The sequence below is a fragment of the Oleomonas cavernae genome (assembly GCF_003590945.1).
In the GTDB taxonomy this organism is placed as follows: domain Bacteria; phylum Pseudomonadota; class Alphaproteobacteria; order Zavarziniales; family Zavarziniaceae; genus Zavarzinia; species Zavarzinia cavernae.
Map to the genome: position 1 here is coordinate 3,197,218 of NZ_QYUK01000011.1, position 24,387 is coordinate 3,221,604.

Annotated in this window: 14 protein-coding genes; 6 read left to right on the top strand and 8 right to left on the bottom strand. The window is 64.2% G+C overall.

Annotated features, from left to right (window positions below; genetic code table 11):
- Nucleotide 1: 1 nt before the first annotated feature.
- The 4 genes from D3874_RS19345 to D3874_RS19360 form a co-directional block, all read right to left on the bottom strand.
- The gene (locus D3874_RS19345) at nucleotides 2-2,332 is read right to left on the bottom strand and encodes an efflux RND transporter permease subunit (RefSeq protein ID WP_147385731.1); all 2,331 of its coding nucleotides are present in this window, start codon (nucleotides 2,330-2,332) and stop codon (nucleotides 2-4) included.
- A 108-nt stretch (nucleotides 2,333-2,440) separates the two neighbouring features.
- Nucleotides 2,441-3,361 (bottom strand): WD40/YVTN/BNR-like repeat-containing protein, encoded by a 921-nt coding sequence (locus tag D3874_RS19350; RefSeq protein WP_158596109.1) that lies wholly within the window; start codon nucleotides 3,359-3,361, stop codon nucleotides 2,441-2,443.
- 442 nt (nucleotides 3,362-3,803) lie between these two features.
- The gene (locus tag D3874_RS19355; protein WP_199699162.1) at nucleotides 3,804-4,880 is read right to left on the bottom strand and encodes an alcohol dehydrogenase catalytic domain-containing protein; all 1,077 of its coding nucleotides are present in this window, start codon (nucleotides 4,878-4,880) and stop codon (nucleotides 3,804-3,806) included.
- Nucleotides 4,877-6,196, bottom strand: a complete 1,320-nt coding sequence (locus tag D3874_RS19360) for an OmpP1/FadL family transporter (protein WP_119779818.1) — start codon at nucleotides 6,194-6,196, stop codon at nucleotides 4,877-4,879. The genes D3874_RS19355 and D3874_RS19360 overlap by 4 nt, the downstream gene beginning before the upstream one ends.
- Nucleotides 6,197-6,782: 586 nt before the next feature.
- Here D3874_RS19360 and D3874_RS19365 point away from each other — a divergent pair.
- Nucleotides 6,783-8,675, top strand: a complete 1,893-nt coding sequence (locus tag D3874_RS19365) for a DUF1302 domain-containing protein (protein WP_147385732.1) — start codon at nucleotides 6,783-6,785, stop codon at nucleotides 8,673-8,675.
- A 936-nt stretch (nucleotides 8,676-9,611) separates the two neighbouring features.
- Here D3874_RS19365 and D3874_RS28095 read toward each other — a convergent pair.
- From D3874_RS28095 to D3874_RS19375, 3 genes are all read right to left on the bottom strand, one after another.
- Nucleotides 9,612-10,403 (bottom strand): hypothetical protein, encoded by a 792-nt coding sequence (locus D3874_RS28095; protein ID WP_147385733.1) that lies wholly within the window; start codon nucleotides 10,401-10,403, stop codon nucleotides 9,612-9,614.
- 240 nt (nucleotides 10,404-10,643) lie between these two features.
- Nucleotides 10,644-12,356 (bottom strand): FG-GAP repeat protein, encoded by a 1,713-nt coding sequence (locus tag D3874_RS31300; protein ID WP_119779822.1) that lies wholly within the window; start codon nucleotides 12,354-12,356, stop codon nucleotides 10,644-10,646.
- Nucleotides 12,302-16,972, bottom strand: a complete 4,671-nt coding sequence (locus D3874_RS19375; protein WP_119779825.1) for a beta strand repeat-containing protein — start codon at nucleotides 16,970-16,972, stop codon at nucleotides 12,302-12,304. The genes D3874_RS31300 and D3874_RS19375 overlap by 55 nt, the downstream gene beginning before the upstream one ends.
- Nucleotides 16,973-17,654: 682 nt before the next feature.
- Here D3874_RS19375 and D3874_RS19380 point away from each other — a divergent pair.
- From D3874_RS19380 to D3874_RS19395, 5 genes are all read left to right on the top strand, one after another.
- A complete protein-coding gene (locus D3874_RS19380; RefSeq protein WP_119779827.1) occupies nucleotides 17,655-20,759 on the top strand; it encodes a calcium-binding protein in 3,105 nt (1,034 codons plus the stop codon).
- A gap of 634 nt (nucleotides 20,760-21,393) precedes the next feature.
- On the top strand, nucleotides 21,394-21,936 hold the full coding sequence (locus tag D3874_RS19385) for a DUF3489 domain-containing protein (RefSeq protein ID WP_119779830.1): 543 nt from the start codon (nucleotides 21,394-21,396) through the stop codon (nucleotides 21,934-21,936).
- On the top strand, nucleotides 21,933-22,385 hold the full coding sequence (locus D3874_RS19390) for a DUF2924 domain-containing protein (RefSeq protein WP_119779832.1): 453 nt from the start codon (nucleotides 21,933-21,935) through the stop codon (nucleotides 22,383-22,385). The genes D3874_RS19385 and D3874_RS19390 overlap by 4 nt, the downstream gene beginning before the upstream one ends.
- Nucleotides 22,382-22,996: a recombinase family protein gene (locus D3874_RS29500; protein WP_199699163.1), complete on the top strand. Its 615-nt coding sequence runs from the start codon at nucleotides 22,382-22,384 to the stop codon at nucleotides 22,994-22,996. The genes D3874_RS19390 and D3874_RS29500 overlap by 4 nt, the downstream gene beginning before the upstream one ends.
- Nucleotides 22,912-24,069 (top strand): recombinase family protein, encoded by a 1,158-nt coding sequence (locus tag D3874_RS19395; RefSeq protein ID WP_199699164.1) that lies wholly within the window; start codon nucleotides 22,912-22,914, stop codon nucleotides 24,067-24,069. The genes D3874_RS29500 and D3874_RS19395 overlap by 85 nt, the downstream gene beginning before the upstream one ends.
- Here the strand turns inward: D3874_RS19395 and D3874_RS19400 are convergent.
- On the bottom strand, nucleotides 24,062-24,262 hold the full coding sequence (locus D3874_RS19400; RefSeq protein ID WP_147385734.1) for a basic helix-loop-helix domain-containing protein: 201 nt from the start codon (nucleotides 24,260-24,262) through the stop codon (nucleotides 24,062-24,064). The two genes, D3874_RS19395 and D3874_RS19400, sit on opposite strands and share 8 nt — an antisense overlap.
- Nucleotides 24,263-24,387 lie beyond the last annotated feature (125 nt).

Below are 24,387 nucleotides of genomic sequence, written 5' to 3' on the forward strand. Positions count from 1 at the left end.
CTTATTCCGCGGCTTCGCCCATGGCGCTGGCATCGAGGTCAGCGGTTTGGGCTTGCTTTTCCCTGTGTCTGGCGAGTGACTTCGGCTTGAAGAGCAGGACCATGCAGGGCACGAAGATGAGGGCGCCCAGCATGTTGAAGAGCAGCACCACAGCGTGGAGCACGCCCATCTCGGCCTGGAAGCGCAGGGCCGAGAAGAAGGCCCAGGGCATCACCGGCGCGATCATGGTGATCGCCGTGATCATGGTCGCGTTGCCGGACGTCTTGAGGGCGTAATCCACCGCTTCCGCGTAGCTGGCCCCCTCGGCCATGGCCTCGCGCACCCGGTGCAGGACATAGATCCCGTAGTCCGCTGCCAGCCCCACCCCCAGCGCCGCCAGGGGCAGCGTGTTGATGTTGAGGCCGATGCCCATGACATACATGAAGCTGTCGGTCATGAAAGTGGAGGTCAGCAGCGCGAAGATCAGCACCGCCGTCACCCAGACCGAGCGGAAGGCCAGGTAGATGCAGGCGGCGATGAAGACGGCGATCGCCACCAGCACAATATCCTTGGTGCCCTCGATCTCGCTGTTGATCGCCTCCGCGATGCCCACTTGGCCGCCGGAGACCAGGAGATGCGCACCGTTTTCGAGCGGCGCCATGTTTGCGATGAACTGCCGGGCCAGCGCCGTCACCGACTTCACCGTGGTGCCGGTCTTGTCATCGAGCGGGATCAGGATGTTGCCGATCGTCCAGGTCTCGTCCGTATAGGCCTTGAAATCGCCCGGCTCGCCCTTGGACGAGTAGAGGTAGACGTTAAACGCCACCTCGTCGGCCGTATCCGGGATCACCGCATAGGAGGGATCCCCCTCGTAGAGGACCTGGTTCACCACCTTGACTACTTCAGCCAGGTTCTGGGCGTGGCGGGCCTTTGGCTCGTGCTGCCAGATGAAGCGGGAGAAATCCTCGACCGCGCGATAGGTCGCCGGCTGGACCATGGTCTCGTCCGGGCCTTCGACATAGGCCAGCATGATGTCCGTGCCGACACCGGCGAAGCGCTCGTTGATCAAGCCGTTGTCCTGGTTGTAACGGGCATCGGGCCACAGGATCGGACTGCCCACCGCATCGCCGATGACCACGAAGCGCGCACCGTAAACACCGACTGCGAGGCACAGCACTGTGATGGCGATGATCACCTTGGGATAGCGGTCGAAGCGGGCCAGACGCCACACGGTCTCGACCCAGGTGGTGCGAGCGCGGAACCGCTTCGGGCGCGGCATCAGGCACAGGATCGAGGCGGTGAAGATCAGGGCCGGCGCGATGGCGAGCAGCCAGGCGCCGCAGATGATGCCCAGGGCCTGCAGGCTCGGCACACCGATAAGAACCAGCACGAAAAACCCGCCGGCGGCCGCCACGATCGCCGTCAGGCTGGGCACGAAGACCTGGGCCAGCCCCTGCACCACCGCGTCCGCCATGGGCACGCCGGGCTGCAGCCGCTCGAACACCCGCGACATGAACTGTACGCAGTGCGACAGCACGATGGCGAAGACGAAGACCGGCAGGATGATCAGCAAGGGGTCGAGGTTGAACCCCACGAGGGCCATCACGCCGGTACCCCACAGCGTTCCCACCGCCGCCGTCAGCATGGGGATCAGCACCCCCATCCAGGAACGGAAGTAGACGAACAGGATCAGCCCGGAGAAGACCAGCGAGATACCGATCAGGATCAGCGTCGCGTTCAGGTCGTTGTAGATCGTGCCCAGCAGGATCGGCCGGCCGACCATGTGCACCTTGATCCCGTTGGCCGCCTCGCGCGCGCCCACCTTGTCGATGAAGGTCACCAGCGCCGCGTAATCAGTGTCATCCTTGAAGTCGGCGATGATCATGCCGGCCTTCTCGTCATCCGAGACCAGCAGGCCGCGGTACTGGATCTTGATCGCCGCTTCGAAATTCGCCCATTCCTCGGGCGTGCGCGGCAGGTCCGGCCAGGCAATGGCATTGATGTCGATGCGACCGGCGGAGCCGACGATGGCCTTGGTCTTGCGCAGGGTCAGCGCCTGCACCAGGTGGCGGTGCACCGAGGGGTGAAAGTAGATGTCGTCGGCAACGCGCTTGTAGGCTTCCATGAAGCGTTCGTTGTAGATCGTGCTGCCGTCGCCCTCGACCATGATCAGCGTGGTGTTCGCCCCGCCGAACTGGGCGCCGAACTTCGCCATCAGCTCCACATTGGGATGATGAACGGGCAGCATCGCCTCCAGCACCACCTTCAGCGACAGCTGGCTGAACGACATGTAGCCGAGGAACGCGGTCAGCAGGACCATCGCCGCTGTGATGAAGGGAGCGCGACGGCGCACGACCCCGCGATGCGCGTTGCGATCATTGGACCTCCCGAACGCTGGAAAGAGTGATTGAGGTGGTGCCGACGGGCTCGAAGCCGTCCCGGGCTGAGGCAGCCCGCAGGATCAGGCCGCCCTGGCCGACCGCCATCGCGACACCGTCCGCGCCGATCGCGACCCGCCGACCCACAGATAGGACAGCGGCACGGTGGGCACGACCATGGCCGGCTCGAAGCCGGACTTGCCCAGGGTCAGCAGCAGGCCGTTGCCGCCGATCAGGCCCTTGGAACCGTCTGCCGACAAGGCAACAGACAGCAGGTGCTGCATCGTTTTGGACGGCAGCGGCTTCATCGTCCATTCGCCGGCGCGGCTCATCGACAGGGCGAGTAGCGTCCCATTGAGGCCGACGGCATAGCCGCCGCTGCCTGCCACCGCCACGTCGAGCAGGGTCGGATAGACTTGCTCGGTTACGATCTTCCAGGTGGCGCCACCGTCGCTCGTCGACGCCACCACGCCGAACTCGCCCACCGCGAGCGCGTGGCTCTTATCCAGGGCCACGACGCCGCTCAAGCGCGGCAGGTCCCGCCCCTTGTAGTCGCTGATGCCGAAGGGGGTCCAAGTATTCCCACCATCAGTCGTTCGCAGGATCAGGCCATTGTGGCCGACAGCCCAGCCCACCTGGTCGTCGGCGAAGGCAACATCCCGCAGGTACTGCCCGGCTTCGGTGTGGACCACCCGCCAGCCATGCCCTGCGGTGTCGCTCATCATTATCGCGCCGCGGTGGCTGACCGCCACGAAGCGCCCGCCCGGCAGCCGTTTCACCCGCCGCAGCAGATCATCAGTTCCGCTGTCCTGCTGCACCCACGCCCGCCCGCCATCCGCCGAGACGAACAGTGCACCATGGTAGCCGGAGACGACACTCGCCTGCCCGCCAAGCGCCACACCAAACAGATTGTCAGGGTAGATGCGGTAATTGCCCGCATCCTTCGCGCCGGCCGGTAAGGCCGCGCTTTGCACAAGCATGGACAGGCCGAGCACCAGGGTCACGCGCCTGAGCGAGCGCCATGAGGTAACCATTTGCGATGCTGACTTGACCGCGAGGGCAAATCGTCCCCCGCGCCGGCGTTCGACAGCCGGTCTCCATTTCCCTGGCAAGTTCGTCCTCCCTACAGGGCCGCTATGTCACGCGGCCTTTGGCGCTATCAGTGCAAGAAGGTTGCCAACTGCCCGGTCTATCGCGGGCGATGCGATTAAAATATTGATATTGCTGAATAAATTCCTGCAGTTCGCCCAACTGGACAGCTACTCGCGGGATATTTGCTGCGGCGCATCTTGGCGATATCGAGAACTTGAACCTGCCAGTGGACTAATTGAGTAATCGCCTTCCCGGAGAGGTGCGCTTGGTCATCGGCCACAATCGACCGGGATATCCCGGGGGAGGCATTGGCGACGAGATTGCCGTCTGCGCCGGTGAATGCGTACTGCCGTGTTACGGGCGGATCAGCATCTTGAAAGCGTTATCCCGCTTCGAATGAAAGGTCGCGAAGGCCTGGCCGATCTGGTCGAGCCGGTACTCATGGGAGAACAGGCTGTCCGGATCGACGATGCCCCGGTCAATCAGCGCCATGGCCTCGGCCATGAAGGGCCGCGCATTGGCGAAGCCGTTCATGTGCAGGCTGATATCGCGCAGGAAGACATCCGCCAGGTTGAGGTTGAAGGTGTTGTCGCAAAATACCCCAAGCGCCGCTACCGTGCCGCCCGCTCGCACCAGATCGAGAGACATCTGGAGAGATTCGGGAAGGCCGACCATCTCGATGATCTTGTCGAAACCGCGTTCGCCCGCCACGGTCAGGGCCAACTCCTTCCATCCGGCGTCGTCGACATCGATCGTCTCAACCCCGAGCCGGCGGACATGGTCCAGGCGATGCCGAACCCGGTCGAGCACAAGGATGCACCCCGGCCGGCGGCTCAACGCGATGTCGAGCGCGAGCAGGCCGGTGGGCCCTGCGCCGATCATCGCCACGGTCTCACCAGGCTGGATATCGGCCAGCCGGTTGGCAATGACCGCCGTAGGCAGGTTGCAGGACAGCGTGGTCGCCGCCCGGTCGGAAATCGCCTCGGGGACCAGGCTTGCATGACCCTCGGCATAGGGCAGGACCAAGGCTTCGGCATGGGTGCCGTTCAGATTGCCGAAAGCGGCACCAAAGCCGTAGACTGCCTTGTTCGTGGTCTCGCAATGCGCGGTCTGGCCCAGGTTGCACATGTGGCAGTCCCCACATGAGCAGGAGTAGGCCATGCTGACCCTGTCGCCTTTCCTGAAGCGGGTTACAGCCGCCCCCACCTCGATCACCCGGCCGACCAGCTCGTGCCCGGTCTGCGATCTGCCGCGTATCATGATGGGATCGAGCGCACCGCGATAGATATGCAGGTCGGAGCCGCAGATCGAGGTGGCCAGGGTCTCGACCAGGATGCCGTGAGGTACATCAAGGACGGCATCATCGATCGCCGTGCAGCGGATATCCTCGGCCCATAGTAAAGCGCAGCCTTCATACCCGCCTCCCGTCACCACCGATAGTTGAAGCCCAGGCCGATCTCCAAGGTTTCCAGCGCTTCGCTGATCGTCTGATCCGGCGATGCGGCATTGCGGCCCCTGACGTGGGTAGCCGGGGTATAGGTCGCGCCGAGATCAATCGAGACCAGTTCGTTCAGGAAATAGCTGCCGCCCAGCGCGACGTGATGGGTCATCGTGCCCGGCGCGATCGCACTGAGCGAAACCTGGGAATCCGGAAACAGCCTGGTGGAATAGGCATAGCCCGCGCGCAGTACGGTATCGGCGCGCCAGTAATATTGCAGGCCGAGATGAAACGTCGTCTGGTCCTTCCAGCCGAAGCCGGCACCATCGGGACTGCCCAGCAGGGCATTGCCGGGCGGGCCGGGCAGCACGAAGCGATTGCTCAACAGCGCCGAATTCGAATAGCGCACATGCTTGATATCAAGAAGGCCGATCAGATTCTCGGAAATATCCGCGGCGATGCCGGCCGCAAAGACCGAGGGCAAGTCGACCTTGCCGCCATCGGCAAGGAGGCCGCGGTAGCGATCGAAGGGCCTCATGTCCATCCTGGTCTGATAGGTCAGGCCAAAGGAGAGGCTGGGGCCTTGGTAGTGCAGCCCTATCTCGCCGCCGAAACCCCAAGCCTCGTCGACGCCATTGTCGGAGACTGCGGACGGGTCGATCGAGCCGGCAGCAAAGCCGCCCAGGCCCCGCAATTCGATACGCGAATAGGCCAGCACCGGTGCCACGCCGATCGACCACGACGGGGTCAGGGCATAAGCGACCGAGGGTGCCACCAGCAGGGCGGAGAAGTCGATGCGGCTCTCCCCTGCGCAGAGCGGGCCGCTTGCGGCTGGCCCCAGGGCAAGCGGGCAATTGGTCCGCGGGACATCGGCAAAGATTGCTCCCAGGCCGAAGAAGCCATAGATCGACAGACCGCCGGACCAGCGGCTATCGAAGTCTTGTACCGCCGCCATATAGGGAATGCCGAACCAGCGCTCGTCCCCATCTGCCGTGCCCGGTTCCTGCGGGAACAGACCGCTCCCGGCGCCGCTCACGTCGGCCTCCGGGCTCGCAAACAGGGCCGTACCGCCGAAGCTGATCTGACTCCGCACAAGACCGGAGGTCGCCGGGTTGTTGATCACAGCGACACCATCCTGCGGCAAGGCCAGGCCGGCACCGGCCATGCCTTTTTCCTTGCCGCCCACGCCGTCAAGAAGCAGGCCGCTGGCCGCGCCGGCAGGACAACTGCCGGCAAGGCACAGCAATCCGATGCCGACGGCCCATCTCACCGGGTTACAGCCGGCATTGCCCCCGCTACCAACAGCCATCGGTGCGTGTGCCTGAGATTTCGTAATCTTTCGGGTTCAGCATCAGCAATTGCCCAGCCCTTCCGGCATCATGCCCTCCCTGTGCCGCCGCGTTTTCGCGGCTTGCCCTAGGTATAAGCAAGAATGCGGCCAACCTGGCGGCGGCCGTGTGCCGTCAAGCTAACCGATTGATACGCTTAGCAATCCAAGTAAACGCCCGAGGTGGCCCGCGACCCACTTGCTGCAGCGCACCTCAATGATTTTCGGCAAAGGCCGGGCGGCCCCGCGCCAAATGAGCAAAAACCCCACCGAGCCTCGAGGGACGCACCTAGTCTCTCTCGCCCGGTGTCGGAAGCGGTTTCCCAAATGATGCATCATCAGAATTCGCATCATCAAATGAGTAGATATGCGTCCATATTGGCGTATTGCGCCAATTTCATCTTTCAGCGGTAAACCACTGGTCTTCCTATAAAAAATCAAAAATCGGCGACGCCCCACAACTGGCATGCCCCTTGCTCTGAAACCACCATATCGGGGCAAAGAGATCCCAAGAGGAAAAATATCTGCCGCGATAAATTTCTAATAACAGCGACGAGGGAGTTGCGGGATGGGTGGGAACGGCAAGCGGGATCGGTCTCTCGCATGGTGGGGTATTGTGCTCGCATCACTCGCCGGCATGGCCTGGAACTCCGCCGCGCGAGCGGAAGTCAGCCTTGCCGACGGCTTCACCATCGGCGGCCGGTTGAAACAGGGCGTCGCCGTGGCCTATGACAAGAAGGTAACCGGAGGCGGTGTGGAAATCGGCCAAGCCGCCTATCTGCTGGAACTGACCTCGGCCTGGCGCCCGGTCAACGATGTGACGGTGACGGCCGACTTCTGGCTGCGTGGTGATCTTTATCAGGATGTCGGCGGTGATCTGACGGCGCACGGCATCCAGGATTACAGTTCTCCCGCATTCCGCGATCAATTCCGTTACCACCTCAATCGCCGAGGCGCCGGCACGCCCGGCGGACCACTGGCCAATCCCGCCAGCGACCCCTATGGCAGCGACGACGAGCAGAATGTCTTCCTCTCGGACTTCAACGACGAGATGATACGTGAGCTGGCCGTCAAGGTTACCGATCCGCAGAACCGATACGCGCTCAAAATCGGCAAGTTCGTTCGGGCCTGGGGCCAGTCGGACGGCATCCGCCTCCTCGACGTGCTGCATGCCCAGGATTACCGGCAGAAGTTCATCTTCGGCGACTCGGACGAAATGCGCATTCCAAGCTGGATGGCTGCTGTAGACCTGGATCTCGGCCGGCTCGGATTTGGCGACCTGCTGTCGGCCGTGGGCATCACCCAGCCGAAGCTCGAACTCATCTACATGCCCGAGTATCACCACAGCCGTTTCGTCATCAACAACCCGCCCCCGGGAGATTCGACCTCGGGCGGTCTCTACGGCCTGCCCTATCCCTTGCTGGTGGATAAGACGAGCGGCCGCGGCGTGCCATTCTTCGGCGCGAATCTGAGCGATCGCGAGCCCGATCAGTTCCGGCCAGGGGAGCCGACCTTGGGCAGCCGCCTCAAATTCGAAGTTGCGGGCGGGGAAGCGACGCTGAACGCGCTTTATGGCTACCAGGACATGCCGGTCGTGAAAATGACAGGCGCCCATGCCGTCATCGGCAACGCCCTGCATGACGGCAGCAATGCGATCGCCGTGATCCCTCTCGATGCCGCAACCACGGAAGCGGTGGTACAGGGCCTGTATGTCCCGGCCCTGCGCGCGGGCGCCAGCGCCGAGCAGATCCAGACCGGCGTCCTCGGCTGCCCCTATCCCGGCGGATCATTCTGCTCGGTGAACGTCCAGTTCGACCTCGACTATCGCTATCGTCGCAAGCTGATCGGGGCGAGTTACACGCGCGACATGGTCGAATGGCCATTGGGGCCCAAGGAAGTATCCCCCGTCCTGCGTGCTGAATTCTCCTATGAGTTCGACAAGCCGTTCAACTGCGCGATCGCAACGACCATGTTCGGCAACCAGGAAGAAGGCGCCGCCGCCCTGATCGTTGATCCATCACGCGGCGTGACCGAACGCGACCAGCTCTCCTTCATGATCGGCGCAGACTATTTCCTCTGGCTGCCATTCTGGACCGAGCAGGACACGAGCATCTTCACCAGCGTCCAGTTCTTCACCATCATTACGCCGAACGGCGAGGATCTGCTGTTCCAGGCGCCCTACGCTTCCTACGGCGCGAAACTTCATCCGGTGCAGAATTACGGCACGCTGCTTGCCAGCCACAATTTCGACGACGGCAAACTGGCTGCCGAACTGCTCGCGGTCTATGACCTCCAGAACAACGGTTTCGCGATCCGCCAGCGGCTGGATTTCAACTATTTCGGTGATCACTGGCGACCCCGGATCGAGATCACCCATTTCGAGGCAAACCCGGAACAGGGTGTCCTCGGCATCGCCCAGCAAGCGGATAACGTGGAATTCTCGCTGACGATGCAGTTTTAGCAACCGGCTGCGATCATCGAACGGACCGCGAGCGAATCCTCAGGAATGCGAGGCGCCAAGAGGGATTAAGCGTGCCGCGGCATCGCGAGGCCCTCCCCGCGGATGTCCGTTGCACGCTTAATCCCTCTTGGCGCCTCGCATTCGCCGCAGCATGTGAACTAGAAGATACGGCTCAATGCGCAAACCCACATCGATCTCTTTGATCTGATGAATTACGCTACGGCGCCGATTTACGCCGCAAAGCAGTGGATTTTACTCTTGCCCGTCAAACGGAGGTTTGGTGGACAGGACTGGATTGAGCGGAGGCCTCTCGCGAACCTGTCGCTGGTCGCCCGTGAAGTCGTTTGGAGTGTGCAATGGGCGGAAACCGCCCAATCTTGATCCCAGTTTCCATAACCCCCGTTATGCGCCGCGACATCGGTCGTTCACATGAGGCCACGTGATCGATCGGCTGCGGGATTTCGGCCGGCTTGCACCCATGCCGCACACTTCAGACGGCTTCACAGACAACCAGCAGCAATTCGCAAGAGGCCGCCGCTCAATTCAGCCCTGTCCGCCAAACCTCCGTTTGACGGACACGAGCTGGAATGAGGGCTTCGCACCCATTTCTTCGCCACAGAGCCCCTGGCTGACGATCTATGGTTGTGCCGACCAATCAGGCCCGCTTGCGGTGCCGTCGTGGCGGCTCCGCGATGCTCGCCCAATCTGATCGGAAGTTGAGGGTAGAGCGCTGAAAGTACGGTAAACAACGCTAAGGGAGAACTGAGCAGCGCCATTACGCGCTGCAGGCCTTTTCGGCGGGGGCGTTGACGACTTTCGTCTCGTTGTCCGGGCGACATGGCTCCAACGTTCTGCCCTCAACTGAAGAAACGCTCATGATGAGGATGTATCAGAGAAGGCTCTGAGAGTCCGGAGGCGAGGCAGACCGAATGCCGATCATAAAATTTTGATGAGAGCGCCGCCGCCGGTATATCCGCCAACACCAAATTGCCAGCCTCGGCCGCTCAACGTAACGTCACACATATTTTCGGTAGACGAATTGGCCGCCTGCCCCGTATTCCAAAAGGATATCATCGCCGCTGAATATCCGACGACGACACCCGCGCTGGCTGATGAGACCCGCACGCCCGAAGACTCGATTTCGGACCAGTCAAATGCTCGCTTTGCCGACATCGCGGTAAAGCTGAGGTCGCCAGCGCTCGGTATGGTCGCATATTTTTTCAGGTCCAGCAGCTTTTTGCCTAACTCTGGACCTTCGTACGAAACCCCAACGCCGATTATTGGGCTGATATAGCTCCGCATTTCTTTCAGGTCATCCTGGCGGATGATGAAGATGTTGAACCCGATAACCAGACCAGGGGGGCCGCCAGTTGCCCCGCCAGGTGATGCAATCGACCAGTTTTTCGTCCCGCCTCGCCCAATTGGAGGAAGGCGCGAGGGTGGTGGCAGACGCGCCGCTGAGCCCCCCAGCTCAACGTCAACCTCCACCTTGTCGAATACTGTGTCTTGCGAATAAGCCTCTATCGTCGCTGTTCCTGTATTGAAGGCAGACAGCTCGTATACCGTAACGCCTTCAATCATCTTGCTCTTGAGCGCCGACGGCATAACGACCGTCGTGTTGCTTGAGCGAAGCCAGACGAGTTCTGGGCCCCGCACGCCAATTTTGCCCCATTTTTGAGTCAAAATCTTAATGCGAGAGACCGCGTCAGGCCCGTCAGCCGGGTTCATGACGTACTTGCATTCGTCGCTATCGGCCGCGCCAGGCGGCTTACGGAAGTATCGCATCGCCCACCCCAATTGTAGCGTATCAACCGAGTAAAGCACGCGTCCGCCCGTCGCGCATCACCTATCGATGCCCCGGAACCTCGGGGATCAGCCACATGGCAGATTACCCCGCTTGGAGCTTGCCTTGGTGCGCCGCCGGGAGCTGGCGGAGACTGTAATCAATGCCGCCCTTGTCAATGGCCGCTATGCCAGAATGAAATCGGTTCCTACTGCCAGCACGGTGCGGCCGGCAATCTGGTAGAGGTCGTAATCGACGCCGCCGAAGGCGATGGTCGAAGCGGCGGTGCCAAAGCCGGTCAGGTCCAGGCTGTCGGCGGCGTCGCCGCGCAAGATCAGGACATTGTCGGCCGTGGTACCCAAGACGTCGCGGTTGGTTGCGCCGATCGCCAGCACAGCATCAATGTCGAGGGTCAGCGCCTGTGCGCCGTTGCCGGTGCTGTCGATGCCCTCGATGCCGATGATTGCGCTCCCCCCGATGGCGGTGAAGTCGAGGTCGCCGCTTACTTTCAGGGTGTCGCTGCCGGTGCCGCCATCGATGCGGAAGAAATCGCCCGCGCCGATATCGACAATGTCATCGCCCGCCGCGCCGACAAAGACATCGGCCCCGCCGCCGCCGATCAGCAGGTCGTTGCCCAGGCCGCCGATCAGCCGCTCCGCCACTGCCGAGCCGGTCAGCGCGTCGTTACCGCTGGTGCCGGCGACCTGGGGCAGGGTGAAGCCGGCCGGGCCGCCGAAGAGCACGTAAGCCTCACCGGCATCGATGCCGCCATCGTCGCCGCCATGGGCGCCGACGATGAGATCGGCGAAGCCGTCGCTATTGATGTCACCGGCGGCAGAAACGCTGACACCGGCGAAATCACCCGGCAAGTCGCCCTGGATGATGAAGCCCTGCGCGGCCGAAAGCAGGCTCAAGTCGATCACCTGGCGGCCGCCGACCGCCGTGCCGAAGCCGCCATCGGTACCGAACACCACATAGGCCTCGCCAGCATCAATGCCGCCGTCGGCGCCTTGGAGGGCGCCGACGATCATGTCATCAAAGCCGTCGCCGTTGACGTCGCCGGCGGCGGAGACGCCGCGCCCGGCAAGGTCGCCGGCGGCATCGCCTTGGACAATGAAGCCCTGGGCGGCCGAGAGGCTGGTGAGGTCGATCACCTGGCGGCCGCCCACCGCGCTGCCGAAGCCGGCATCGGTGCCAAACACCACATAGGCCGCGCCGGCATTGGCGCCGCCATCTTCACCGCCGTGGGCGCCGACAATCATGTCATCGAAACCGTCGCCGTTCACGTCGCCGGCAGCGGAAACGCTGCGGCCGGCGTAGTCACCTTCCGTATCGCCCTGAATGACGAAGCCCTGGGTGGCGGAAAGGCTGGTGAGGTCGATCACCTGACGGCCGCCAACCGCCGTGCCGAAGCCGCCATCGGTACCGAACACCACATAGGCTTCGCCGGCATTGGTCCCGCCGTCGTCGCCGCCACTGGCGCCGACGATCAGGTCGTTGAGGCCATCGCCGTTGATGTCGCCGGCGGTGGACACGCTGCGGCCGCCAAAATCACCCGCCGTGTCACCCTGGATGATGAAGCCCTGCGCGGCCGAGAGGCTGGTCAGGTCAATGACCTGGCGGCCGCCGACCGCCGTGCCGAAGCCGGTGGTGGTGCCGAACACCACATAGGCCTCGCCGGCACCGTCGCCGCCATCGTCGCCGGCATAGGCGCCGATGATGATGTCGCCGAGCCCGTCGCCGTTCACATCGCCGGCGGCGGCAACGCAGGCGCCGGCGTAGTCATAGGCCGTGTCGCCCTGGATGATGAAGCCTTGCGCGGCCGAGAGGCTGGTCAGGTCGATCACCTGACGGCCGCCCACCGCACTACCGAAGCCGCCGCTGGCGCCAAATACCACATAGGCCTCGCCGGCATTGTTCCCGCCATCGTTCCCGCCATTGCCCCGACGACGAGGTCACCAAAGCCGTCGCCGTTCACGTCGCCGGTGGCGGAAACGCTGGCACCGGCGAAATCATAGGCGGTGTCGCCCTGGATGATGAAGCCTTGCGCGGCAGACAAGCTGGTCAGGTCGATCACCTGGCGGCCGCCGATCGCACTGCCGAAGCCCCCGCCTGCACCGAACACCACATAGGCCTCGCCGGCTTTGGTGCCGCCGTCGCCGCCGTAAGCGGCAGCGACCACGAAGTCACCGAAGCCGTCGCCGTTGACATCGCCGGCATCGGAAACGCTGAGGCCGGCGATGTCACCCGCCGTGTCACCCTGGATGATGAAGCCCTGGGCGGCGGCAAGGTTGGTCAGATCAATCACCTGGCGACCGCCGACCGCGCCGCCGAAGGCGGGGGTCAGCGCGATGCCCGAGCGGTCGACCCCGTCGCCCACAAGCAATTCCGTCCCGCCCCGGGCCAGACGGATGAACTGCTCGCCGCCCATCGCCACGGTACCGGCCTCTTCCCATGTGCCGGCGGCGAGCAGGCTGCCGCTGCCGGCCACCACCAGCGTCCCATGGTCGCCAAGGGCGCGGATCTCGCCCGGGTCGAGGGTCAGGACGGCGCCACCGGCGAGGGTCACCTGGTCGATGCCCGTGATCAGGCTGTCACCCAGGGTGGTGAGGTTCAGGCTGCCGCCCAGCAGCAGCGTGTCGTGGCCGGTGCCGCCGTCGATGCGGGCGAAGCTGACGCTGCCCACATCGATCACATCGTCGCCGGCCCCGCCATTGAAGACATCGGCCCCGCCGCCGCCGATCAGCGTGTCGTCGCCCCGGCCGCCGACCAGTCGTTCGGCCAAAGCGCTGCCGGTCAGGATGTCGTCACCCTCGGTCCCGGCAAGTTGCGGCAGGTTGAAGCCGGCCGGCCCGCCGAACACCACATAGGCCTCGCCGGCGTTGGGGCCACCATCGTCGCCACACCGCGCACCGACGATCAGGTCATCGAAGCCGTCGCTGTTGAGGTCACCGGCGCCGGCGACACGGCCGGCATAGTCGCCGGCCATGTCGCCCTGGATGATGAAGCCCTGGGCGGCGGTGAGGTTGGTCAGGTCGGTCACTTGGCGGCCGCCGACCGCGGTACCGAAACCGGTATCGGTACCGAACACCACATAGGCCTCGCCAGCAGCGCTGCCGCCATCGTCGCCCAAATCGGCGCCGATGATCATGTCGTCGAAACCGTCGCCGTTGATGTCGCCCGCCGCGGCGACGCTGCCTCCGGCCTTGTCACCCGTGGCATCGCCTTGAATGATGAAGCCCTGGGCCGCGCTCAGGCTCGTCAAGTCGATCACCTGGCGGCCGCCGACCGCGCTGCCGAAGCCGGCATTGCTGCCGAACACCACATAGGCCTCGCCGGCATAGTTGCCGCCATCGCTGCCGCCACTGGCGCCGACGATGATATCCGCGAAGCCGTCGCCGTTGATGTCGCCGGTGGTAGAAACGCTGACGCCGGCGTGATCGTCCATCGTGTCGCCCTGGATGATGAAGCCCTGGGCCGCGGACAAGCTGGTCAAGTCGATCACTTGCCGACCGCCGACCGTGCCGCCGAAGCCGGCATTGGTGCCGAACACCACATAGGCCTCGCTGGCATTGCTACCGCCGTCGTCGCCGCTATAGGCGCCGACAACGAGGTCACCGAGCCCGTCGCCGTTCACGTCACCAGCGGCAGAAACGCTGTAACCAGCGAAATCGCCCGGTGTGTCGCCCTGGATGATGAAGCCCTGCGCCGCCGAGAGGCTGGTCAGGTCGACCACCTGGCGGCCGCCGACCAGCGTACCAAACCCGCCAGTGCTGCCGAACACCACATAGGCCTCGCCGGATTCGCTACCGCCATCGTCGCCGCCATGGGCGCCGACGATAAGGTCGCCAAGCCCGTCGCCGTTCACGTCGCCCGCCGCGGAGACGCCGTGACCGGCGTAATCATTGGCCGTGTCGCCCTGGATGATGAAGCCCTGCGCCGCCGAGAAGCTGGTCAGGTCGATCACTTGGCGCCCGCCAACCGCCGAGCCGAAGCCGCCGGCGGCGCCGAACACCACATAGGCCTCGCCGGCATTGCCCCCGCCATCGTCACCGGCACTGGCGCCAACGATCAGGTCATCGAAGCCGTCACCGTTGACGTCGCCGGCCGCGGCAACGCCGGCGCCAGCGACGTCGCCGGCCAGGTCGCCCTGGATGATGAAGCCCTGTGCCGCGGAGAGTGTGGTCAGGTCGATCACCTGGCGGCCGCCGACCGCGCTGCCGAAGCCGCCGGCGGCGCCGAACACTACATAAGCCTCGCCGGCATAGGTGCCGCCGTCGCCACCGAATAAAGCGCCGACGATCAGGTCATCGAAGCCATCGCCGTTGATATCGCCGGCGTCGGCAGCGCTGTTGCCGGCAAAATCACCCATCGTGTCGCCTTGGATGATGAAGCCCTGCGCCGCGCTTAGGCTGGTCAAGTCGATCACCTGGCGGCCGCTGACCGTGGTACCGAACACAGGCGCGTTGGCATTGACGCCGGCGATCGCGGCATCGACATAGAGGATGGTGCTGCCCTTGGTGAAGCGCTGCACCGACTGGCCGTCGATCATGACCTCGCCGAAGTCGGCCCAGCCGGCGTCGGTCACCAGGGTATCGCCGGCTTCGCCCTTGATGCGAATCTGGCCAGCGGTGAAACCCGCGCCTGCCGTCGCGGTGAGGCTGAGCGCGGTCGCCCCGTTGCCGGTGAGGTCGATCACCTCGAGGCCGCTGATGCCCGCCGGCGTGGTGAGGAGGTTGAAGCTGGCGACGGCACCCGGGCTGAGGGCGTCGATGCCGCTGCCGCCGATCACCGTGTCGCCCAGGCTGGCGCGGAGGATGTCGTCGCCGCCGGCCCCGTCCAGGACATTGGCCCCGCCATTGCCGATGATGACATTGGCCAGTTCGTTGCCGGTGCCATTGATCGCGCCACCGCCGATCAGCGTCAGGTTCTCGACGTTTGCCGCGAGGACATGGCTGGCCGTCGCGCGCACCAGGTCGGTGCCGCCGCCCAGGCTCTCCACCACCGTGTCGCCGGCCGAATCGACGGCATAGACGTCGTCGCCCGCCCCGCCGAATAGGGAATCGTCCCCGCTGCCGCCATTCAGCCGGTCGCTGCCCGCCCCGCCGCGCAAGATGTCGTCGCCGGCACCAGCATTGTTCACCAGCAGGGCATTGGCGCCCGTCAGCGCGGTGGCGTCGATGCGATCGACGCCACCGGCCCCCTCGACCTGAAGGCCGAACAGAGTCTCACCGAAAGTGGCAAGGGTGACGCTGCGATCATTGGCCGTCACCACGGTGTCGTTCAGGGTCAGGCTGTTGCCCGCCGACGACAGGGTGAACAGGCCAAAACCGGTGACCCCGGCAAGCTGCGCCGTGGTGATCGTGCCGGCGGCGAGGAAGGATAGCTCGGCGATGCCGGCGCCACCGGTCAGGATATCGGCGGCGGTCAACTCGGTCGGGCGGACCTGGACGGTCAGTGTGCCCCCGGCGGCCGGCCCGGTCACCGTGTCGGTACCGGTCGACAGCGCGACCGAGACCGTGCCGGCGCTGAACGTGGAGGCATTGACGATGTCGTTGGCCTTGCTGCCGCCGACAGCGACCCGGGTACCGCCGGCGATGGCCGCCAGGGCATTGTCGACATTGAGCGTGATGCCACCGACCTTGAGCTTCACCTGCTCGACATTGCTGATGCCAGCGAAGGCACTCAACCCGACCGTGCCGGCGGCGGTGACGTCGACCCGGTCGATCGTGCCGGCACCACCGTTCATCACGTCGCCGGATGTTAGCTGGGCGGCCGTGGTCTCCAGCACGTCGACCCCGGCGCCGCCGGTCAGCGTGTCGTTGCCGCCGCCGGCGCGCAGGATCGTGGTGCGCCCGGCCAGCACCGTCGAGGCGTCGACCGTGTCGTTGCCGGTACCGCCGCTGACGATCAGGCTGTCCTTGTCCGTGGCATTCACCAGGGCATCGGACAGGGTGATAGTGTTGGTGCCAGCGGCCAGGCTGAATTGCTCGATACTGGTCAGCCCGGCGAAGACGGCGCTGCTCAGGATGCTGGCGGCGGTGGTGAAGAACAGGGTGTCGTTATTGCCGCCGCCGTTGATCGTATCGGCGGCCGTCAGCCCGGCGGCGGTGATGCGGAAAGTGTCGGCGGCGGCCCCGCCCGTCGCCGTGTCTGTACCCGTGCCCAGGGTGGCCGAGACCTTCATTGTCGCGCTCAGGGCACTGGCATTGATGGTGTCGTTGCCCGTCCCGGCGGTGACCGAGATGGCGCCGTCGATGCCGTTGCTGTCGACGAAAGTGACGCTGTTGCCGGCCGCGGCCAGGACATAGGATTCGATGCCGGCCAGGCTCGGCAGGGTGCCGAAGTTTACCGTGCCGGCGTCCAGCAGGGTAATCTTGTCGGTTCCGCTGCCGCCGTTGCCGAACACCGTATCGCCGGCATTCAACTCGCTGACCAGGAACTGGAAATTATCGGCCACATTGACGAAGCCGATAAATGTATCGGTCCCCGTCGTCCCCCGAAACGTCGCCATGCGGACCCCCTTGAGGTGCCTCGCCCCAAGGGGGTACAAGCAAGCACTTTCGATATGCTATCAGAGTTGTAAGATTTCCGTGCATGTATAATGCAGATATGTTAGCGCCATTGACCCCGATTCGGCGGCAGCGCTCGGCTTTCCGCAGGGCATGGCGCCGGCCCGGATCTAGCGTACCCGGGTATAGTGTGGTGCAGTTTCTGGAACTTGTTGTAACGCGCCGGTTCGCAACACAATGCCCAAAATATCCCCTGGGCGGTTTGCGGGAACATGCATTCATGGTCAGACGAGTGCCCCTGCGCCGGGGCGTTTGGCTGTAATTTGTCCTCTAAATGGGCCCTATCGGTCGATGTGGTGTCTGGTTGGGCCGGATTGGTGGATTTGGCGTCCGCGGGCCGGTCGAGCCGCGGGGCGGCTGGCATGCGGTTGTCGCGGACCTTCGATAAATCAGGACACTCCTGCGGCAAACAATCCTCCGAGATTGCGCGGGGGACGACTTCATGCGTTCATGCAAATCGAAGTAATATCCAGAAAATAAGGCGGTGATCGCGACCGGCGTCTCTCTGTGAGACGCCGGTCGCGGAGATCCGGGCGTGGTTCTTCACTGCCGACGGCACGACGGTCGCCAGCGGCGCGGATCAAGTCGAGTTTCAGGCGCAGCTGGGCCGCCGGAAAGAACGCCATGTCGATCGTATTCGTCACGGGCCATACAATCCGCGGCACCGAGAATGACGACACTCTCACCGACCCCTTCGATGAAGGGGATGGCCTATACGGCTTCGGCGGCAATGACAGGCTGAATGGCCTTTCCGGAAACGACCTATTGAACGGCGGGCCGGGCGCCGATTTCCTCAATGGCAGTTTTGGCGAGGATGCCGCCGAATATTTCTTTCCCGTCACGGCGGACCTCGCCAATCCCGCGGCGAACACAGGCGACGCCGCCGGCGACACCTACAGCTCGATCGAGCATTTGATCGGGTCCATCTACAGCGACACGCTGCGCGGCAACGACGGCATCAATATCATCCTGGGCGACGAGGGCCACGACACGCTGGAAGGCAGGGGCGGCGCGGACGACCTTGATGGCGGGCTGGACAACGACAGGCTCGACGGGGGGAGCGGCTTCGACTCGCTATACGGTGGTCCAGGGAACGATGTCTTCGTTCTTGCCGACACGGTCTCGATCGACGGCGCGCTGCAATTCGACGAGATCGTCGAGGAGATCGGCAACGGCACCGATACGGCCCTGGTTTCGAGCACCGTCGGCCGTCTCACCTACGCGCTCGACGAGAATGTCGAGAACGCCGTCGTCACCGGTCTCTCGAACTTCAACCTGGTGGGCAATGAGCTCGGCAACAGCCTCACCGGCAACGGCGACGACAACAACAGAGCGGCCAATACGCTGACTGGCAACGGCGGCAACGACTTCCTGAACGGCCTCGGCGGTTTGGACACGTTGATCGGCGGCGCCGACGGCGACTATTACGAGCTCGGCGACCGGAATTTTATCGGACAGTTCGAGGACTACGTCTACGACACGGTGATCGAGGCGGCGGTCGCGGGCATCGACTTCGTGAACGTAACGCCAATCGCTTCTCCGAATTTCTACAGCAACTACACGCTGACCACCAATGTCGAGAACGGCGCGATCGCCGGCACGATTGCCTTCAACCTCACCGGCAACGAACTCAATAACGCGTTGACTGGCAACGGCGGCGCCAATGGGCTCTTCGGGGCTGCCGGTAACGACACCCTCAACGGCCTTGGCGGCCTGGACGCGCTGATCGGCGGCACCGGCGACGATACCTACGTCCTTGCCGACGCGACCAACATCAACGGTTCACTGACATGGGATACTGTCACCGAAGGTCTCGACGCCGGGATCGATACGGTCTCAGCGTCCAGCATCGTCGGCCGCCTCACCTACGCCCTGGACGCCAATATCGAGAACGCCATCGTGGCGGGCGGCTCGAATTTCAACCTCGCCGGCAACGAACTCGGCAACGTGCTGACCGGCAATAGCGCCGCCAACGTGCTGACCGGCAACGGCGGGGCCGACCAACTTCACGGCAATGCCGGCAATGATACGCTCGACGGCGGCGACGGCGCCGACACGATGCTGGGCGGGGCGGACGACGACATCTATGCGGTCGACAATGTCGGCGACGTGGTGACGGAAACCGCGGTTGCCGGCGCGGACACCGTGCAGGCGAGCATCAATTATACGCTCGGCGCCAATCTCGAAAACCTGGTCCTGACCGGCGCCCGCAACCTCAACGGTACCGGCAACGCGCTCGCCAACAAGATCACCGGGAACGACAGCAATAATGCCATCGACGGCGGCGCGGGCGGCGACGTCATGGCCGGCGGGCTCGGCAACGACACCTACACGGCTGACAATGCCGGCGATGTCGTGACGGAAGGTGCCGCCGCCGGCATCGACACAGTCAACAGCAGCGTGAGCTTCACGCTCGGCGCCAATATCGAACGGCTGGTGCTGACCGGCGCCGGCAACATCGACAGCACTGGCAATGCGCTCAACAACATCCTCACCGGCAATGACGGCGACAACGTCCTCAGCGGGCTCGGTGGCAGTGACAGCATGATCGGTGGCTCAGGCGACGACACCTACATCGTCGATTCCACCGGCGACGCGCTGACCGAGAAGGAGGGCGAAGGCACCGATACGGTGCGGACCACCGTGGCCGGCTCCACCCTGGCCGCCAATTTCGAGAACTTGATCTATATCGGCGCCGCGGCCTTTACCGGAACAGGCAATGCGATGATCAACGTCATCACCGGTGGCGACGGCAACGACAGCCTGTCGGGCGGGCGTGGGGCCGATACGCTGAAGGGCGGGCTGGGCGACGATATCTATAGCGTGGACAACCTGGCCGAGGTGGTGGACGAGACAGGTGGCGGCGGCATCGACACGGTGCGGACCTCCGTCACCCACACGCTGGCATCCGGCGTCGAGAACCTGGTCCAGATGGGCAGCGCCACCACCACGGGCACGGGCAACGCGCTCGACAACACCATGACCGGCAACAATGCCGCCAACCGCCTCTATGGCATGGGCGGCAACGACACGATCGGCGGCGGCAACGGTGACGACACGCTGCGGGGCGGCGACGGCAACGATATCCTGTTGGGCAACAGCGGCGGCGATGCCCTGCTGGGCGAGGCGGGCAACGACACGCTGGACGGCGGGGCGGGCAGCGACGACCTGCGCGGCGGCCTGGGCGACGACATCTATATCGTCGACAGCGTGGGCGACGCGGTCAGCGAGGCAGGCGGCGGCGGCACCGACACGGTGCGCAGCACGGTCGCCTTCACCCTGGCCAGCGGCTTCGAGAGCCTGGTGATCACCACGAGCCAGGCGGTGGCGGGCACCGGCAATGCCGCGGCCAACAGCCTGACCGGCGGCAACGGCGCCAACACGCTCTCCGGCCTCGGCGGGGCCGACGTCGTCGACGGCGGCGGCGGCGCGGACACGATCGACGGTGGCGCGGGGGTCGACACGCTGACGGGCGGGACCGGCAACGACCTGTTTGTCTTCGCCGCGAGCCAGGCCAGTGGTGACACCGTGGTGGACTTCACCGGCAACGGCGCCTCGGCGGGCGACGCGATCCGTTTCACCGGGTTCGGCACGGCGGCGGCCGGCGCCACCTTCGTACAGATCGACGCCACCCACTGGCAGGTGAATTCCGCCAACGGCGCCATCCGCGAAGTCATCAGCTTCGCAAACGCCGCGGCCATTCACGCCAGCGATTACACCTTTTTCTGAACCGCCTCGCGAAGCATGACGGCAATCGCAAGCGACTCTCGACATCGCGGCCCAAGCCTGTTGTACGGCGGGTGGGCCTGACTCCGACGCAGAAAGCGAGCGCTCTGAAACGGGCGACGACACGGAAGCGATCAGTTTGTCCGGTTCACGCGCACAAACGAGAAGCTAAGCCACCAACGGGGCACCAGCTGACGGAGTAGCTGTAAACCCTCTGACGTACTCCTCTCTAGCAGACTGTGGTTGGCCAGCGGCAAACGCGATGCGCTCGTTGCCCAATCCCGCTCGGTCCGTCAATGGGCCGTTTGGCGGCCAAATCTCGATGTGTCCGCAAACGATATTGGTGAGGGTTTTCCGGACAATTTGATTGTCGGACGGGTTTCCGGACAGCCGAAACAATTCAGAGCCAGCAAGGCGGCGATCAGCCGAGTTCGATCGTCGCTACCAAAAGATCAATTCTTCCGCCAAGGGCGCTGGACTTGCTGCCAAAGGCAAGCATGTATGCTGCACATAGCGAGCAGGAGCAGCCTGCCATATAGACCTATCTAGTTACCCAATCCTCGGCCAAGAACCCCGCCACTGCGGGGTTGCAGTGGTAGGGGCGGTAGTTGCCGCCTCGTAACCACCGGAGGATCTCATGACCACCAACCTCACCGACCGCCAGCTCATCATCTTGGGTGCGGCGGCTGCCCGCAGCGACCTCGCCGCCCTGCCCCTACCCGATAGCCTGAAGCTCAATGCCGGCGCCGCGACGCTCGTCCTCAAGAGCCTGATCGCGAGGAAGCTTATCGAGGAATGCCCTGCCGAGCGAGGCCAGAAGACCTGGCAGGAGCGTGATGGCCAGCGTTTCGCCCTGAAGATCACCGAAGCGGGCCTGCTGGCGATCGGCATCGACCCGCCTCAGACCGCGGAGAGTACCGAACCGCCTGCACCTTCCAAGCCCGACCCGGCGGCGATCCGCCAGGGGACCAAGCTGGCCCAGGTCCTAGACCTGCTTCGCCGGCCGGAGGGTGCCACCATCGGGGAGATCAGCGCAACCACCGACTGGCAGGCCCATTCAGTCCGCGGTTTCATCAGCGGCACGCTCAAGAAGAAGCTCGGCCTAACCATCACCTCGGAGACCGAGGGCGATCGCGGCCGCGTCTATCGCGTCGCTCCGGACACTGGTGACGCGGCATGAGCCGCTCAGCCGCTATTGACGTCGAGGCCGCAATTGCGGCCCTCGACACCCTGGACGCCGAAGCCCTGAAGCAGCGCTGGCGAGAACTCTATGGTAGGGACGCGCCCTACAAAGCCCGCGCCGACTTCCTGCGACGGGGCTTGGCCTATCGGCTGCAGGAGAACGCCTTCGGCGGGCTGAAGCCCGCCCTGGCCCGCCGTCTCGCCCGGATCGCTGAGGAAGCGGCACGTGGCAATGATCATGCGGCGGTGCTGACTGTAGCGGCTGGCCCTGCCCCCGGCACCCGCCTGCTGCGAGAATGGAACGGCCAGACCCAGCTGGTGGAAGTCCTGGCCGATGGCTTCCTCTGGTCGGGCCAACACTTCACCTCGTTGACCGCCGTGGCGCAGGCCATCACTGGCACCAGATGGTCTGGTCCCCGGTTCTTCGGCCTGGGGGCTCGGTCATGAGCCGAAAGCCCCTCGTCCGCTGCGCCATCTACACCCGCAAGTCCTCAGAGGAGGGCCTCGAACAGGACTTCAACTCCCTGGATGCCCAGCTGGAGGCCTGCGAGGCCTATGTCCGCTCCCAGGCCCATGAGGGCTGGAAGGCCCTGCCCGATCTCTTCGATGATGGCGGCTTCTCCGGCGGGACGCTCGAGCGTCCCGCCCTGCAGCGCCTGATGGACATGGTCCAGGCCCGGCGGATCGATGTCATCGTCATCTACAAGATCGACCGCCTCACCCGCTCCCTGCCCGACTTCGCCCGCCTGGCCGAACAGTTCGATGCCCATGGGGTCTCTTTCGTCTCGGTGACCCAGCAGTTCAACACCACCACCTCCATGGGACGGCTGATGCTGAATGTGCTGCTCTCCTTTGCCCAGTTCGAGCGGGAGATCACCGGTGAGCGCATTCGCGACAAGATCGCGGCCTCGAAGAAGAAGGGCCTGTGGATGGGGGCACAACACCCTTCGGCTATGACCTCAAGGACCGCACCTTGGTCTTCAAGGAGGATGAAGCGGCAGACATCCGCACCATCTTCAGCCTCTACCTGGAACTGGGCACGGTCGGGAAGCTGCTGAAGGCGATCGAGGCCAGGGACATCCGCACCCGGCGGCGGATCTCCTCCACAGGCAGGGAGACGGGCGGCAATGCCATCGGCCGCGGTCACCTCTACCATCTGCTGTCGAACCCGGTCTATGCCGGCCGCATCCGGCACAAGGACAAAACCTACGCCGGTGCGCACCCCGCGATCATCGATCAGGTGACCTGGGATGCCGTGCAGACCTTGCTTGCCAACAACACGCAAGGACCGAGGAAGCGGGCGCAGTGGCCCGTCACCGAGCCCGGCTGGCTTGCAGGCCTGCTGGTCGATCAGCATGGCAAGACCTTCGCCCTCAATCATGCGAACAAGGGCGGCAAGCGATATCGCTATTACGTCGAGCGCCCTGCTCACAAGGGGACCGACGAGAAGCTGCGGCGCGTGCCGGCCGGCGAACTGGAGCGCGCCGTGCAGGAAGCCACTTGGGGCTTCGTCCGGGATCCACTCAAGCTGGTAGAAGTCCTGGAGATCAGCCGGCCGGAGCAGACCGGCTCGTTGTTCGAGGCTGTCGCTTCCCTGAAGCGGCACATGGCGGATCAAGCCACGGTGGCGTGGGACCGTCGCATTCGGCCGACGCTCAAGCAGATCGTGCTCACGGCCGATGGCATCCGGCTCATCTTCGACAGGTCAGCACTTCAGCAACTGCTGGGATTACCAATCCAAACCAGGTCAGGAGCAGACGCCCTCTCGGTGGATCTGCCAATTCGGATCAAGTTGCGCGGCACGCAGTTCAAGCTCGTCGTGCCTGGCAATGGCGCGGAAGCACTTAAGCCAGACACCACACTGATCAAAGCGGTGGCGAGGGCGCATACCTGGGCCCAACAACTGATCACCGGTGAAAGGCCTACCATTGCCGCCATTGCCAAGACGGAGGGGATGGCCAAGGTCTCCATCCGCAGAATTCTGCGCCTGGCCTTTCTCGCTCCCGATATCGTTGAGGCCATCCTCGAAGGCCGCCAGCCTTTGGATCTGACTGCGGAGAAACTCATGGTTCATGTCGAGGTGCCGACAAGCTGGCAACGCCAGCGAATGGAACTCCTGGGGATCAGCTGAGTAGCCCTTCGATCACCGTAACCATTGCCGAGGCCCTGTCGACAGTCTGTCGCAGGGCCTTTGCACAATCCATCAGTTCGTCCAGGCTGGCACGGTCGGACTGCCCGGTCACGGCGATCTCGTGCGCATCCTCCAGCAGGCCGGTCACCTGGGCGAAGCACTCGTTGATCTGATCCCGCCTAACCTCGTCCATAAGCACCTCCACTTGGCCCGGCAAGGAAGGCGCGAGGGAGCGGCCAAGTCCACTGAAGCTTTGCAAAGAGGCCGTCAACGCCGGTTCGCTGCGAACTCGCTGGCGGGCAAGCTGTCAGGCGAACC